Origin of the sequence: Streptomyces sp. BE303 (assembly GCF_036290945.1) — a bacterium.
Classification (GTDB): domain Bacteria; phylum Actinomycetota; class Actinomycetes; order Streptomycetales; family Streptomycetaceae; genus Kitasatospora.
Map to the genome: position 1 here is coordinate 44,798 of NZ_JAQYWZ010000773.1, position 14,571 is coordinate 59,368.

At 75.6% G+C, this 14,571-nt stretch carries 11 protein-coding genes; 5 read left to right on the plus strand and 6 right to left on the minus strand.

Features of this window, described 5'->3' with window-relative positions:
- Positions 1-229 precede the first annotated feature (229 nt).
- Both PUR56_RS24520 and PUR56_RS24525 read left to right on the plus strand, forming a co-directional pair.
- The gene (locus tag PUR56_RS24520; protein ID WP_329950477.1) at positions 230-1,720 is read left to right on the plus strand and encodes a diaminobutyrate--2-oxoglutarate transaminase; all 1,491 of its coding nucleotides are present in this window, start codon (positions 230-232) and stop codon (positions 1,718-1,720) included.
- 71 nt (positions 1,721-1,791) lie between these two features.
- A complete protein-coding gene (locus PUR56_RS24525; RefSeq protein ID WP_329950524.1) occupies positions 1,792-3,240 on the plus strand; it encodes a pyridoxal phosphate-dependent decarboxylase family protein in 1,449 nt (482 codons plus the stop codon).
- 44 nt (positions 3,241-3,284) lie between these two features.
- On the opposite strand, the gene PUR56_RS24530 is transcribed toward PUR56_RS24525, so the two are convergent.
- The 5 genes from PUR56_RS24530 to PUR56_RS24550 form a co-directional block, all read right to left on the minus strand.
- Positions 3,285-4,082 carry an inositol monophosphatase family protein gene (locus PUR56_RS24530; protein ID WP_329880663.1) on the minus strand — a complete coding sequence of 266 codons (798 nt, stop codon included), beginning with the start codon at positions 4,080-4,082 and terminating at the stop codon, positions 3,285-3,287.
- A 194-nt stretch (positions 4,083-4,276) separates the two neighbouring features.
- Entirely contained in the window at positions 4,277-5,494 is a 1,218-nt protein-coding gene (locus tag PUR56_RS24535; RefSeq protein ID WP_329950478.1) for a type III PLP-dependent enzyme, read from the minus strand.
- A complete protein-coding gene (locus PUR56_RS24540) occupies positions 5,491-7,212 on the minus strand; it encodes an IucA/IucC family protein (protein ID WP_329950479.1) in 1,722 nt (573 codons plus the stop codon). The genes PUR56_RS24535 and PUR56_RS24540 overlap by 4 nt, the downstream gene beginning before the upstream one ends.
- A gap of 158 nt (positions 7,213-7,370) precedes the next feature.
- Positions 7,371-9,356 carry an IucA/IucC family protein gene (locus PUR56_RS24545; protein ID WP_443034557.1) on the minus strand — a complete coding sequence of 662 codons (1,986 nt, stop codon included), beginning with the start codon at positions 9,354-9,356 and terminating at the stop codon, positions 7,371-7,373.
- Positions 9,353-10,612, minus strand: a complete 1,260-nt coding sequence (locus PUR56_RS24550; RefSeq protein WP_329950526.1) for an ATP-grasp domain-containing protein — start codon at positions 10,610-10,612, stop codon at positions 9,353-9,355. Before PUR56_RS24550 ends, PUR56_RS24545 begins: the two co-directional genes overlap by 4 nt.
- A gap of 685 nt (positions 10,613-11,297) precedes the next feature.
- Here PUR56_RS24550 and PUR56_RS24555 point away from each other — a divergent pair.
- From PUR56_RS24555 to PUR56_RS24565, 3 genes are all read left to right on the plus strand, one after another.
- Positions 11,298-12,278: a (2Fe-2S)-binding protein gene (locus PUR56_RS24555; RefSeq protein ID WP_329950480.1), complete on the plus strand. Its 981-nt coding sequence runs from the start codon at positions 11,298-11,300 to the stop codon at positions 12,276-12,278.
- 34 nt (positions 12,279-12,312) lie between these two features.
- Positions 12,313-12,714: a VOC family protein gene (locus tag PUR56_RS24560; protein ID WP_329880582.1), complete on the plus strand. Its 402-nt coding sequence runs from the start codon at positions 12,313-12,315 to the stop codon at positions 12,712-12,714.
- Between the two features lie 176 nt (positions 12,715-12,890).
- Positions 12,891-13,661, plus strand: coding sequence for a dienelactone hydrolase family protein (locus tag PUR56_RS24565; RefSeq protein WP_329950481.1), 771 nt, complete (start codon positions 12,891-12,893; stop codon positions 13,659-13,661).
- 15 nt (positions 13,662-13,676) lie between these two features.
- Here PUR56_RS24565 and PUR56_RS24570 read toward each other — a convergent pair whose 3' ends face one another.
- Positions 13,677-14,384, minus strand: coding sequence for a bleomycin resistance protein (locus tag PUR56_RS24570; protein ID WP_329950482.1), 708 nt, complete (start codon positions 14,382-14,384; stop codon positions 13,677-13,679).
- Positions 14,385-14,571 lie beyond the last annotated feature (187 nt).

The window sequence follows — 14,571 nt, forward strand, 5'->3', positions numbered from 1 at the left end:
GTGACCGTGCGGCCCGGGGCCGCCGGCGGGCCGGGGGGCCTCGCCCGTCGGGCCCGCACTTCGTCGGGGGGTCCCCGTAACCTCTTGGCGGCCTTGGTCGTTGAGGTATCGGGCGGTCACCGGCCGAGGGGGATCCGTCACCGGTTCGGGTGGTTCTGACGGCCCCAGGGTGAGGTCGGATCGGCCTCCGCTCTAAAGTTAGGCTTACCTAACTTCCTGGGAGTTCGCCTTGACGCTCGCCGCCGAGCCCGCCACCGGTCCGACCGTCCCCACCGTCCCCGTACCCACCGTCCCCGTACCCACCGCTCCTGCCGCACCGTCCGCCGTCGCCGCGGCGGACGCCGCACCGGCCGCCGCGGCCGTCCTGCGCCGTCAGCGCGTCCGCGAGTCCGCCGCCCGCACCTACGCCCGGTCGTTCCCGATCGTCCCGGTGCGCGCCAACGGCATGACCGTCGAAGGTGCGGACGGCCGCCGCTACCTGGACTGCCTCTCCGGCGCCGGCACCCTCGCGCTCGGCCACAACCACCCCGTGGTGCTGGAGGCGATCCGCCGCACCCTGGACAGCGGCGCGCCCCTGCACCTGCTCGACCTCGCGACCGCGGAGAAGGACGACTTCACCACCGCCCTCTTCGACAGCCTCCCGCCCGGGTTCGCCGACGGCGCCCGGGTGCACTTCTGCGGGCCGGCCGGAACCGACGCCGTCGAGGCCGCGCTCAAACTGATGCAGACGGCCACCGGCCGCTCCGGCGCCCTCGCCTTCACCGGCGCCTACCACGGCATGACCGCCGGCGCGCTCGCGCTCACCGGCAACGTCGCCGTCAAGGAGCCGCTGCCCAGCGGTGGCGAGGTCGCGCGCCTGCCCTACCCGTACGGCTACCGCTGCCCGTTCGGGGTCGGCGGCGAGGCCGGCGCCGAGCTGTCGGCCACCTACGTCGAGCGACTGCTCGACGACCCCTCCGGCGGGGTCGTCCGGCCCGCCGCCATGGTCCTGGAGGCCGTGCAGGGCGAGGGCGGCGTCGTCCCCGCCCCCGACGGCTGGTTGCGGGCGATGCGCCGGATCACCGCCGAACGCGGCATCCCGCTGATCGTCGACGAGGTCCAGACCGGCGTCGGCCGCACCGGGGCGATGTGGGCGGTCGAGCACAGCGGGATCGTCCCCGACGCGATGGTGCTCTCCAAGGCGATCGGCGGCAGCCTGCCGCTGGCCGTCGTCGTCTACCGCGAGGAGTACGACGGCTGGCGCCCCGGTGCGCACACCGGGACCTTCCGCGGCAACACCCTGGCCATGGCCGCCGGCGCGGCCACCCTGCGGTTCGTCTCCGCCCACGGCCTGGCGGAGCGGGCCGCGGTGGTCGGCGCGCGGATGGTCGAACGGCTGCGCGCGCTCGCCGGGGAGCTGCCGGTGATCGGCGACGTCCGCGGACGCGGGCTGATGATCGGCGTCGAGCTGGTCGACCCCACCGCCGAACCGGACGCCTGCGGGGCCCGCCCGGCCGCGCCCGAGCTGGCGGTCCGGGTCCGCGAGGCGTGCCTGGCGCGCGGACTGATCGTCGAACTCGGCGGGCGGCACGACGCCGTGCTGCGCCTGTTGCCGCCGCTCACCATCACCGACGAGCAGGTGGCGGCCGTGCTGGACCGGCTCGCGGACGCCGTCGCGGCGGCTTCCGCCGCTTCGGCGGCAGGCACCGGTGCGGGACCGCGCGTGGCGGGGTCCGCGTGAACGCGGCCGGAGCGGAGGGCGGGCCCGGGGCCGGCGGCGGACCCGTCGCCCCGGGCCCGGCGGCCGACGCCCTGTCCGGCGGCGTCGGCGGCCCGGCCGCGCTCGGCCCGCTGCTGGCCGCCGTCCTGGACGCGCTGGAGACCGGAGCCACCCGGCGGGGCGGGCCGCTGCCCGCCGGCCGCCCCGCCGACACCGCCGCCAGGGTCACCGCCGCGCTGGCCGCGGCGCCCGGCCCCGACGCGCTCGCCCGGCTCACCGACCTGCTCGCCCACGGCGCCGCCGACCCCGCGGACCCGTACTGCGCCGCGCACCTGCACTGCCCGCCGCTCGCCGTGGCCGTCGCCGCCGACCTCGCCGTCAGCGCGCTCAACCCCTCCCAGGACTCGTGGGACCAGGCCCCCGCCGCGACCGCGCTGGAGACCGCGCTGCTCGCCGAACTCGCCGCCCTCGTCGGCTACGACCCGGCGCACGCCTCCGGCGTCCTCACCTCCGGCGGCACCGAGTCCAACCTGATGGGCCTGATGCTCGCCCGCGACCAGGGACTCGACGGCATCGTCGAACTGGACGGCCTGCCGCCCGGCGCCACTCCCCGGATCTTCGCCTCCCGGGCCGCGCACTTCTCCGTCCAGCGTGCCGCCGCCCTGCTCGGGCTCGGCGAACGGGCCGTGGTCCCCGTCGCGGTCGACCGCGACCTGCGGATGGACCCGGCCGCGCTGGCGGACGCCCTGGCCGGGGCGAGCTGGGCCGGGCACACCCCGATCGCCGTCGTCGCCACCGCGGGCACCACCGACACCGGCGCCGTCGACCCGCTGCCCGCGCTCGCCGACCTGGCAACCCGCTACGGGGCCTGGCTGCACGTCGACGCCGCGTACGGCGGCGGCGCCCTGCTCTCCGACCGGCTCGCCCCGCTCCTCGACGGCATCGCCCGCGCGGACTCCGTCTCGCTGGACTGGCACAAGCTCGGCTGGCAGCCCGCCGCCGCCGGTGTCTTCCTGGTCCGCCGCGCCGAGTCGTACGTCTCGCTCGCCCGCCGGGCCGAGTACCTCAACCCGGCCGACGACGAACGGGCCGGCTACCCGAGCCTGCTGGGTCAGTCGCTGCGCACCACCCGGCGCGCCGACGCCTTCAAGATCGCCGTCACCCTGCACACCCTCGGCCGGGCCGGCCTCGGTCGCCTGGTCGACGCCTGTCACGACCTCGCGCGGGCCGCCGCGGACACCGTCCGGGCCGAACCCGAGCTGGAGCTGCACGCCGAACCGGTCCTCACGGCCCTGCTGTTCCGCTACCGCCCGCCGGGCGCCGGCGGCGAGCCGGCGGCGCTCGACGAGGCCAACGCCGAGCTGCGCCGGGTGCTGTTGCGGGAGGGCCGGGCAGTCGTCGGGCGGACCGAGCTGCCCGGCGAGGGGCCCGGCCGGGTCCGGCTGAAGTTGACGCTGCTCAACCCGCACACCACCCCGGAGGAGGTGGCCGGTCTGCTGCGTGAGGTCGTCTCGGCCGGCCGGGAGGTGTGGCGCGGCTGACCGCGCAGGCCCGGCGCGGGCTCCGCGGTGCCCGCCCCCCGGTCCTACCGGGTGAGGAGGATGTCCCGGGTCCGCTCCCAGGTGGCGGGGTCGGCCGCGACGAGGAGGCCGTCCTCGCAACCCGGGGCCTCGGGACGGTAGGGGGAGCCGTCGAGGCGGGCGGAGACCCCGCCGGCCTCGCTGACCAGCAGGGACCCGGGCGCGTGGTCCCAGGGCAGGGTCCGCCAGTAGAGGATGAAGTCCAGCGCGCCGTCGGCGATGTCGGGGTACTCGATGCCGGCGGCGTGGCGCCCGGCGGTGATCTCGCCGAAGGCGATGGTGTTGGCCTCGACCGTGCGGCGGCGGTCCGGGTCCAGGAAGCGGCTCTTCACCGAACCGCGCCACTTGGCGGGGTCGGCGGCGGCCGGGGCGCGGGTGAGGCGGTGGCCGTCGCGCCAGGCGCCCGCGCCGAGTTCGGCGGTGTAGGAGGTGGCGGTGGCGGGCTGCCAGATCCAGGCGGCGACGGTCCGGCCGTCACGGACCAGGGAGACCATCACGGCGTACTCGGGGCGGCCGGCGATGAAGTTCGAGGTGCCGTCGACCGGGTCGACGAGCCAGGCCGCGGGCTCGGAGTGCAGGGCGAGGGCGAGGGCGGGGTCGGCGGCGACGGCCTCCTCGCCGACCACGGGGAGGGGCAGCAGTTCGCGCAACCGCCGGGCGATGATCACCTCCGCCTCGCGGTCGGCGACGGTCACCACCTCGCCGGGGGCCTTCTCCATCACTTCTCCGGCGGCCAGCGCCCGGAACCGGGGCTCCACCACCTCGGCCGACGCCTCGACGAGGATCTTCGCCACCTTGTCCATCAGCACGTATCCGCTCCCTTCACCGGCTACCACTTTCGCACGTCAGTACGGTGACGGCCTGCGCCGTCCCCCCGTGGGAAGGCGCGGACGACTTTCGGGTGACGGATTCCGCAGTCTGTCACCTGGAAGTCGCCGGCCCGATCGGTCGCCCGTCACCCGGCGGCCGTCACCCGCCGCCCGGCTGCCGGTGCGCGTCACCCCAGATGGTGGAACCCGGGGCGCGGGTGCATCAGGAACTCGTGGTGGGAGATGTTCCAGGCGTACGCCCCGGCCATGTCGAACAGCACCCGGTCGCCCGTCCGGAGCCGGGCCGCGGCCGGGGCGGCGTGCGCGAGGACGTCCTTCGGGGTGCAGAGCTGACCGGCCAGCGTGGCGCGCCCGCCCGTGACGGCGGGGCGTGGCCAGGCGTGCGGCCAGGCGTCGACCGGCAGGACGGTGAACGGCTGGTCGTGACCCCGGGTGGCGGGGGTGCGCAGGTGATGGGTGCCGCCCCGGACGAGTGCGAAGTCCTCGCCGTGGCTCCGCTTCACGTCCAGCACCTCGGTCGCGTACCAGCCGCAGTACGCGGTGAGCGCCCGGCCGGGCTCGATCCGCAGCGTCAACCCGGGGTGCCGGTCGAGCAGCTTGCCGAGGCCCTCGCCGAACGCCGTCCAGTCGAAGCGGGCGGCCGGGTCGGCGTAGTCGACGGTCATGCCGCCGCCCACGTTGACCTCGTCCAGGGGGAACGCGTGCCGCTCCGCGAGCCGTGCCGACCAGCCGACGATCCGCCCGGCCAGGGCCAGCTGTTCGGCGGCCGCGAGCCCGCTCGCCAGATGGGCGTGCACGCCGCGCAGCCGCAGGCGGCGGCGGACCGGACCGAGCGGGCCGAGCGGGTCGGTGAGGAGGCGGACACAGGCTTCGGCGCGGTCCGGGTCCAGCCCGAACGGTGTCGGGCGGCCACCCATCGCCAGCGCCGCCGAGCCCAGCGAGCCCGCGCCGACCGGCAGGTTCACCCGCAGCAGCACGTCCACCGAGGCGTCCGGCCGGTCGCCGAGCACGACGGCGAGCCGCCGCAGCTCCTGTTCGCTCTCGACGTGCCAGCGGTGCACGCCCGCGTCGACGGCGGCGGCGATCTCGTCGGGCGTCTTGCCAGGCCCGCCGAACGCCAGCGGGGCGTCCGGCACCGAGGCCCGGACATGCGCCAACTCGCCTGCGCTGGAGACCTCGTAGCCGTCCACCGTGGGCCGCAGCGCGGCCAGCACCGGAGCGTCCGGATTGGCCTTGGCCGCGTAGTACAGCTCGACCCGTTCGGGCAGTGCGGCCCGGACTCCGGCGGCGTGCGTCCGCAGCTCCGCGAGGTCGTAGACGTAGCAGGGAAGTCGGTCGGCGGCCAGGTCGGCGACGTGGCGGCGGACGCGCTCGGTGGCGGTCATCGGGTCCTTCCGGCGGTGACGGGCGAGGCCTGGGCGGGGTTCGGGACGCGGGCCGCCTCCGCGAGGACGGAGCGGGCCAGCGGCGAGGGCAGCCGGACGTACCCGGCCTCGCGGTCGCGCCTGCGTTCCCAGCGGGTCAGCAGGTTGGCCTTGGCGGGCAGCGGCACGCCGGCCAGCAGTGCGCGCAGCCGGGGCGGCCGCCCGTGGACGGCGGCGTACTCCTCCAGGACGCGGCGGACGGCGTCCCAGAGCGCTCCCTCCGCCTCCGGGTGCAGATCGGCGAGCGCGGCGAGCAGCTCGGCGACGTGGTTGACCAGCAGGCAGTAGACCACCCGGTCCCAGCCCCGCGAGGCGTCGTACGCCATCGGGCCGGCCACCTCGGGCGGCAGGGCGGCGAGCGGCGCCGCGTGGTGGTCGGGCACGAGCTTGGTGCCCTCCAGGTCGCGGAAGAGCACCTGGACGGGCCGCCCGGCCGGGTCCACGCCGATCAGGACGTTCTGCAGGTGGGGTTCCAGGACCACGCCGTGGTCGAAGTAGGCGGCGAGCACCGGGGGGACGAGCAGCCGCAGGTAGGCCGTCCACCAGTCCAGCGCCCGGCCGGCGTCCGCGGAGCCCCCGAGCAGCCGGGAGACGTGCGCCGAACTGGTCGGGTACTCGTCGGCCACGGCGGCGGCCAGCAGCGGGGTGACGCCGGGGCGCAGCAGTCCGCCGAACCCGTCGCGGACGATCAGGCCGAACCCCTCGTACAGCGACGGGTCGGGCCGGCCGTCGGCGCCGGGCAGGGCGAGCGTGCGGAACGCGGGTTCGCGGAGCATCACCGCGTCCGGGAAGCGGGTGGCGAGGTCGGCCAGGGCCGGGGCCAGCAGCCGGGTCAGGGCGACGGCTCCGGCCAGCTCGTAGGCGGCGTTCTTGCGCAGGCAGTTGGTGATCCGGACGTTGAGGCTGAACTTGAGGAACGCGTCCGCGCCGTAGAGGGTGCGGACCGAGGCGGTGGCGGCGAACGGCGCGCCGCCGGGGCCGAGGTCGAGGACGTCGCCGCGCCGCAGTGCGCCCGACAGCAGCGGGTGGTCGCCGACGAGTCGGTGCTGCCAGGGGTGGGCGGGGAGCAGCCGGTAGCCGTCCGGGGCGTCGCCGAGCCCGTCCAGCAGGGCGGTGGCGGCCGGGTCGGTGGACGACCCGGCGAGCAGTTCCTCCCGGACGGCGAGGTGGCGCAGCCGGAACACCGCCCGGGCCTCCGGCGCGTAGGCCCGCCAGTCACCGCTCTCCGCGGAGCGGGACTTGGGGGCCGGGTGGAAGCGGTGCCCGAAGAGCAGGGCCTGCTCGGACTCCAGGTAGCGGTCCGGTCCGGGGGCGGTTCGGTCGGACAGGCCGGCGGTGACCGCCCGGTGGCTGGAGGTCAGCTGGTCGAGGAACTCGTCGTTGACCGTGCCGGTCCGCAGCTCCAGCTCGTCCTGGACGCACCCGGCGAGGTCGAGCCAGTCCAACGCGCGCCAGCCGTCGGCGTGTTCCTCCTCGACCGGACCGGTGAACCGGTGTGCTCCGAGCAGGGAGGTGCGGCGCAGTGCCACGCGCAGTAACGTGCCGCGCCGGGGCAGGCGGACCAGCAGACGGCCGCCGGCGACGGCGGTCTGGTGTTCCGGCGCGGAGACCTCGCGCAGCAGGCAGTTGAGCAGGGTGTGGGCCACCGCGTGGTCGGCGGTGGGCATTTCGTCGGTCATGGGCGACTCCAACGCTGGCGGAAGGGGAGGGCTGGTGCGGCGGCGGCCACGGCGTCACCCCGGGCAGCGGGATCGAGGGCGCCGGCCGTCCGCCCGGGTGTCCGGCCCCTCCGACCGACCGGCCGGCGCCGCGGCCGGGGCGCCGGGGTGGCGGGCCGTCATCTGCCGCTGTCCCGTGGGGGCGGGAAGCTCTGCGGAAGAAGGTAGTTGGGGCCGGTGGTGTAGTGCTTGTTGATGTCGGCGGCGCCCGACCGCTGCTTGCTGAGCAGGGTGCCCGCGGTGACCATCGCCTTGACCGGAAGCCGCTCGGCGTCCAGCAGGGCGGCGCGCAGCGGTCGGCCCGCGGGGCCGATCCGGTCGATGGCGTCGGTCAGCCGTCGGCGCAGCAGGGCCAGCAGTGAGCCGAGTTCGGCGCGACCGTGGGCGGCGAGCCCGAAGGCGAGGGAGCCCGTGCAGAGGTGGGCGGTGATGGTGGTGAACAGGTCGGTGAGCGGCCCGTCGTCGGCGGCCCGGATCCTCGCGTCGTCGAACTCCGCGGCTGCGGATCCGGGTTCGCCGGCGGCGGCGAACCGGGCGGTGAGCCGGCCGGTGTGGACCCGCGGGCCGTCGTCGTCCTTGAAGAGCAGGCGCAGACCGCCGTCCTCGTCGAGGACGAGGGAGATGTTCTGCTGGTGGGATTCGAGGGCGATGCCGTACCCGAAGAGGGTGGTCTGCCAGTCGAGCAGCAGGTCCAGCAGCGCGTCGTAGAGGGCGACGGGGTCGCCGCCGAAGAAGCGGTCCGCGAGGTGGTCGACGACGAGGCGTCCGCCGCGCGGACCGGACGGGGCGCCGGAGGGGTTGCCGGACGGTCTGCCGGCCGGGGCGCCCGGAGCGGGCGCGAGCAGGGCGGCGAGCGGGACGGTCACCGACCGGTCCAGCCCGGCCGGGTAGCGGCGGAGCAGCACGGCGAGCAGTTCGTGGCCGGCGTGCGCCCAGGTCTGTTCGTCCGTGTGCAGGATCCGGTCGGCGAACCGGGGTTCGGCCGCCAGCACGGCCTCGAACAGCCGCTGGCCGGCGGCGCCGTCGAGCAGCGTGCCGGGCTTGATGGTGCGGCGGTTGAGCCGGCCGAGCGTGGCGGTGGCGAGCGGGAGCTTGAGGTGGTGGGCGGGGTCGTCGGCGACGGCGACGGTCCGCATCGAGAGCGTGGGCACGACGGTCAGGTACGGCCGGTCCGCGAGGACGGCACGGTCCGCCAGACCGGTGGCGCGCAGGGCCTCGTCCAGGGAGGCTCCGACGGTGAGCGGGTGGACCGGGAGGGTCTCCCAGGCCCGGTCGCCGCCGGGCAGGACGAGCCCGAGCCAGCTCGGGGTGGGCCACCAGCTGGGCAGCGGTCGGTCGCCGTGCCGGACGAGCGTGCCGGCCGGCAGGGCGAGCCAGCGCAGCTCGAAGGCCGCGTGGAACTCCGGTGCGTGGGCGCGCAGCTGGGCGTCGCCGAGGCCGGCGCGACCGCGTGCGGTCGGGTAGACGGGGTGGTCGAGGTAGGCGGCGAGGGTGTCGTGGCCGAGCGCGGCGGCGGGCCCGGTCCAGTGGGCCGGGTCGGCGCCGTACAGGTCGGTGAGGGCGGTGTGGACGTCGTCCCGGACCCGTTCGTGCAGCTCCATCGTGGCGAGGGTCTGCCGGCACTCCTCGGCGAAGGCGGCCCAGCCGGGCCGGTCCTCGGCGCCGGCGAGGTCGGAGAGCGCGGCCAGGATGTCCGCCAGCCCGTCGATCGGGCGGCCGTCGAGGGAGAGCAGGGGCAGTCTGGCCGCGTACTCGCTCTGGAAGCCCTCGGCGGTGACCGGCACGGCCAGGACGGCCGGAGGCGCCTGTGGGTCTTGTGGGGCCTGTTGGGCTTGAGGCTCGGCGGGCCGGGAGGCCACCAGCCACGGGCCGTCCGCGCGGTGCTCCACCGCGCCGTGGGTGCGGAGCCCGAGCACGTCCTCGCGCAGCAGCGCGGAGAGCACCCGGAGGGCGAGCCGGTCGGCGACCGGCAGGTCGGCGTCTGCGGGACGGGCAGGCCCGGGGCGGTCGGCCGCACGGTGCCCGGTGGAACGGTGCCCGGGCGCGCCGTGGGCGTGCGGGTGGCGTCCGGCTGCGGCGGCCTCGTGCGGGGGGAGCTCGCTCACGGGGTGATCTCCCAGCGGTTGGCGGCCACGAAGCGGGCCACGGCGGTGTCGACGGCGGCCCGGTCGGGGCCGATCGCCCAGATCACGCCCAGGTAGTCCCGGTTGGTGCGGTAGTGCTCGTGCCGCTCGCCGACCGCGCGCAGCGGTCGGTAGGCGAGCCGGACGCCGTCCCGCCGCTCGTCGGACGGCCCGGGCGCGGCGGTGAGGGTGCCGGCGCGGTCGGCGCAGACCGGTTCGTTGCGGCCGCGCAGGGCGGTGGCGGCGCACTGCTCACCGAGGTCGGCGGGGAGTTCACGGCCGAGGTGGACGGCGAGGATGTGTTCGAACAGGGGGATGCCGAGGAGCTCGGCCAGCATGAGATCGCAGTGGTCCCCGATGGCACGGTAGTTGACCTCGATGATACGGGCGCGTCCGTCCGGCTGGACGACGAACTCGGTGTGGCAGGCGCCGAGGCCGACACCGAGGGCGTCGAGCTGGGCGAGTACCTGGGCGACCACGGCCGGCGGGTGCGCGGGCACGAACTCCAGCATCTCCTCGACGAAGTGCGGGGGAGGGGAGATCCTCGTCCGGAACCCGCCGAGGACGTGCCGACGCCGTCCGTCGCCGAGCGTCTCCAGCGTGCACAGCTGCCCGTCCAGGAACTCTTCGACGACCAGGGCCGCGTCCGTCCGGCGGCGCCGGACCTCCTCGCAGCGCCGCACCAGCTCGTCGCCGTCGGCGACCAGCGAGACGTCCTCGCTGGCGACCCCCTCGCGCGGCTTGACGACCAGGGGGAAGGGCAGATCCAACTCGCCCAGGCCGGACGGGTCCTGGCCGGGGGCGAGTTCGACCGAACGAACGGTGTCCAGGCCGGCGGCGGCGAGGTGGCGCCGCAGCTCGCCCTTGTTCTTGGCCCGGAGCGTGGCCTTCCAGTCCTTGGCCGGCAGCCCGAAGTACTCGGCGACCAGGGCGGTCTGGGTCTGCAGGTGGTCGCTGTTGCTGAAGACCGCGAACGCCGCGTCCGGGCCGCCGGAGGCGTCGGCCGGGTCGGCCGGGTCGGACGACCGGTGCCGGGAGATCAGCCCCACCACCTCGCGGAAGTCCCGGACCTCGCACTCCAGCACCTCGGTGGCGCACTCCAGGTCTTCGTAGGCGAGCCGGTGGGGTTCGGCCCGGTCCGTGAGCACGGTGACGGGGAGCCCGAGCCGGTCGGCGGCCGGGAGGAATCCCAGGGTCACCGAGTCGGTGGGGTTGAGGGCGAGCAGGTAGAGCCGCATGGCGACGCGGGGTCCTCTCCGGTTGGTGGGGAGCGGGCGGCGGGGTGGGCGCGATGTCGTCCGGCCCCGGCCGGAGGTGCGGTACTCGGTCGAGCCGATGCCGATGCCGATGTCCGTGGCCTCGGGGAGGTCGCCGCGCACCGCCCCGGCGACCCGGACGCCGCCGCCGGACGTCCTGGCCTCGTCCCGGCATGGTGGACACTTCGCCGTCAGGAGTCCAGGTCCTCCGGAGCGGGGTGCCCCGGTTCGGCAGGATCCCGCCGGTCCCGGCCGGGCGCGGTACCGGTCGCCGGGTCGAGGGGCGCCCGAGGAGCGCGAACCACCGTCATGATGCGCGCCCGGCTGCCGTGCTGAGGTCTCGTCACGACGGAGAGTGCCGTGGTGGGAGGAGCAGTCCGTGAGCCCGGTGCGAAGCCGGGTGCGACGTCCGGCAGGAGCGTGCAGGGCCCGGCGGCCGGCGGCAGCGGAAGCCGGGCCGGCAGGGGGCGCGGCGCCGCCGGAGCCTCGCGAGCGGACGCCTGCGGATCGGTGGTGGGCACGGGGCGAGATATTAGGTTAGGTAAGCCTAATCGCGTCAAATCCTGATCAGGTCGGTCCATACCGCGCACCTCGGCCCGGGGTGGCGCGAACGTGCTGCTGAGTGCCTATAAGGTTAGCCTCACCTAAAGCGATCTCGGGAGTGCCGATGATCTTCTCGGGGACATCCGCGCCTGCCGCCATCGCCTGCGCCCGGAACCCGCTGGACGCCGCCTACCAAAGGCTGTTGAACCTCTGCCCTGCGCTCCGGGTCCGGCTGCTCGCAGCCGGCGAACCCACCCCGGCCCGCGCCCAGGGCTGGTACTCGGCCGCCGAGCTGGGGACCGATCCGGCCGCCCTCGCCGACGCGCTCGACGGTGAGGCCGCCCGGATCGCCCCGCTCGCCGCCGAGCGCGGCGCCACGGCCCCGCGTCCGCACGTGGCCGCCTCCCGGCTGCTGCACCACTACCTCTGGTCGGTCTGCGTGCTGATCGCCGGGCCCTGGCAGCTGGCCCGCCGGGTGCCGTCGATCGGCGGCACGGACCTCTGGCTGCACGCTCCCACCGGAGACCTGGTCCTCAGGCCGCGCGCCCACGTGACCCTTGAGGGAGAGGACGAGCTCCGCGCGGAACTGCGGGCCGCCGTCGTCGGCCACGTCGAACCGCTGCTCGCCGCCTTCGCCGCTCCCACCCGGCGCGGCACCAGGGCCCTGTGGGGCATGGTCACCGACGACCTCGCCTCGGCGATCTGGTACCTCGGGCGCATGCTCGACGCGGAGCCCCCGACCGGGGTCGTCGCTGCGGATCCCGCCGCTTCCGGGCACTCGCTGTCCGGGCACCCCGTCTCCGAGGCGGGCTCTGCGGCCGCCCCCGCGGACGTCGTTCCTGCGGTCGTCGCCCCCGCGGTCGTCGCCCCCGTGGGCATCGGCCCGGGCGAGGCCACCGCGGTGGCGGCGGCCGGGGCCGTCCTGCCCGGCCGGACCGAACCGCTCCCCGGCGCCGCCGACTTCCGCCTCCTGCGGGGCGCCGACGGTCGGGCCCATCACACCCGCACCCGTCTCGGCTGCTGCCTCTACTACGCGATCGAGCCCGGCAACGCCTGCCTCACCTGCCCGCGCACCTCCGACGAGGAACGGCTGCGCAGACTCTGACGAGCCCTGCGGCGCGGCGGGTACGCTCCCGCACATGATCGACTCCACCACCCACGTCCGCGTCGCCCGCCCGTCCGGGGACCTCGCCGCCGCCGAGCGCTTCTACGTCGAGGGCCTCGGCCTCGCCGTCCTGTGGCGCAGCACCGAGCGGGTCGCCGGTGAGCACGACCTCCTGATGGTCGGGCCGTCCGGTGGCGGCTGGCACTTCGAGCTCACCCGTGACCCCGACCACCCGGTGGAGCCGACCCCCACCGTCGACGACCTGTTCGTCGTCTACCTCGGTGCGCCGGTGGAGCCCGCCCTCCTCGACCGCCTCCGGTCCCACGGCGGCACCGTCGTCCCCGCCCACAACCCCTACTGGGACGAGTTCGGGGTCACCGTCACCGATCCCGACGGATACCGCCTCGTCCTCTGCACCCGCGGCTGGGCGTCCTGAACCCGCCTGCCCGTGACCGCGGGGCCGGAGTCCTGCTGCGTGCGCGGGCGGCCACCTGCGGCCCGACGCCGGTGTCCGGTGGCGGGTCGGCGACAGGTCGGTAACTGCGTGGACGAATCGTCCCGGGTCCCCGATACTCTGCGGGCCGGACCGCCGAGAGCCGAGGAGAACCGAACGTGACGACGATCGCCGTGCGCAGCAGCTCCGTTGACGTCCCGACCGCCGACGGCGTCGCCGACGCCTACCTCTCCCACCCCGACGACGGGCAGGCCCATCCGGGCGTCCTGCTGTACATGAACGCGTTCGGGCTGCGGCCCGTCCTGGAGGCGATGGCGGACCGGCTCGCCGCCGAGGGGTACACCGTGCTGGTGCCCAACGTGTTCTACCGGCTCGGGCGCGCGCCGCTCGTCCGACTGCCCGAGCCGCCCGAGCTGATCAGCACCCGGACCGACCCGACGCTCTTCGAGCGCCTCGGCCCGATGATGGACTCGCTGACCGCGGAACTCTTCGCCCGAGACGCCGACGCCTACCTGCGGTGGCTCGCCGAATCGCCGGCGGCGACGGACGGGCCGGTCGGCATCACGGGCTACTGCCTGGGCGCGAAGCTCGCGCTGCAGACCGCCGCCGCCCGCCCCGAGCGGGTGGCGGCGGCGGCCGGCTTCCACGGGGGCCTGCTCGCCACGGCGGAGCCGGACAGCCCGCACCTGCTCGCCGGACTGGTCCGCGCCGAGCTGTACTTCGGCCACGCCGACCAGGACGAGTCACTGCCGGTGGAGCAGATCGACCTGCTGGCGAAGGCGCTCACCGAAGCCGGTGTCCGCCACACCTGCGAGGTCTACGAGGGCGCGCCGCACGGCTTCACCCAGTCCGACACCGCCTCCTACCGGCCCGAGGCCGACGCCCGGCACTGGGCGGCACTGCTCGCCCTGCTGAAGCGCTCGCTCTGACCGGTTCGCGGAACCTCAGGGAGCGAGCTGTTCGAGGCGCCTGAAGTCGTCGTCGAGCAACTCCTTCTCTTCGTCGGTGAGTTCGGCGGCAGCGGCCCGGGCCCGGGCGGTGAGGCCGGCGGCGGCCGCGGTGTCCGCCGTGCGGTGGGCCAGGTCGGTGCGCAGCACGAGGAGGCGGAACAGCGTGGCGGGCGGGGGCTGTTCGTCCTCCTTCTCCAGGGCCCGGTCCAGGATCCGTGCGGCCGCGGTCAGGTCCTCCTTGGAGTCGGCGAGCAGGGCCGCGTGGTACAGCGCCTTGGCGAACGGCTCTTCGGGGGAGGGGCGGTGGCTCTGGTCGTCATCGATCGGCTGCACGATCCGCAGGCAGTTGCCGCCCGGGTCGGTCATCAGGAACTGCCGGACCCCGTGCGACGTGTCGCCGACCGGGCCGATCCGCGGCAGGCCCCGGATCGGTACCCGGCCGTAGGCGGACTTGAGGCCCGCCCGGAAGGCGCCGTGCAGCTCGTCCACGTCGTCGGTGCAGACCAGGCAGGTGCTGTGGGAGGCGGCCGGGTCGTACCGCTTCATGCCGAAGAAGTGCAGCTGGACGCCGCCGCGTACGACGACGGCATAGGGGTTGGGGCTCTTCTGTTGGAAGGTCACCTCGAAGCCGAGGGCGGTGTAGAACTCCAGCACGGGCGGGAGGGTCTGGCAGGGCAGGATCGGAATTGTCGTCTCAGCCATGGTCGCGGACTCTACGCGGCTCCCGCCTCCGGCGCACATGGCGATCCGCAGGCGCGGCACGGGGGTTGTGCTACGCGGTCCGGAGCCGTTTGGCCATCACGAGCTCCCGGGTGACGCCGTCGGGGAGCAGCCCGCCGGGCGCGCCACCGTGCCTCTCCACCGTGGTGCCAGTCGGCGGACCGCACCC

Excerpts from the sequence above, each read along its gene's own strand:
- PUR56_RS24530 (WP_329880663.1), bottom strand. The coding sequence starts at position 4,082 with ATGGACAAGGTGGCGAAGATCCTCGTCGAGGCGTCGGCCGAGGTGGTG.
- PUR56_RS24570 (WP_329950482.1), bottom strand. The coding sequence starts at position 14,384 with ATGGCTGAGACGACAATTCCGATCCTGCCCTGCCAGACCCTCCCGCCC.
- PUR56_RS24560 (WP_329880582.1), top strand. The coding sequence starts at position 12,313 with ATGATCGACTCCACCACCCACGTCCGCGTCGCCCGCCCGTCCGGGGAC.
- PUR56_RS24540 (WP_329950479.1), bottom strand. The coding sequence starts at position 7,212 with ATGACCGACGAAATGCCCACCGCCGACCACGCGGTGGCCCACACCCTG.
- PUR56_RS24555 (WP_329950480.1), top strand. The coding sequence starts at position 11,298 with ATGATCTTCTCGGGGACATCCGCGCCTGCCGCCATCGCCTGCGCCCGG.
- PUR56_RS24550 (WP_329950526.1), bottom strand. The coding sequence starts at position 10,612 with ATGCGGCTCTACCTGCTCGCCCTCAACCCCACCGACTCGGTGACCCTG.
- PUR56_RS24535 (WP_329950478.1), bottom strand. The coding sequence starts at position 5,494 with ATGACCGCCACCGAGCGCGTCCGCCGCCACGTCGCCGACCTGGCCGCC.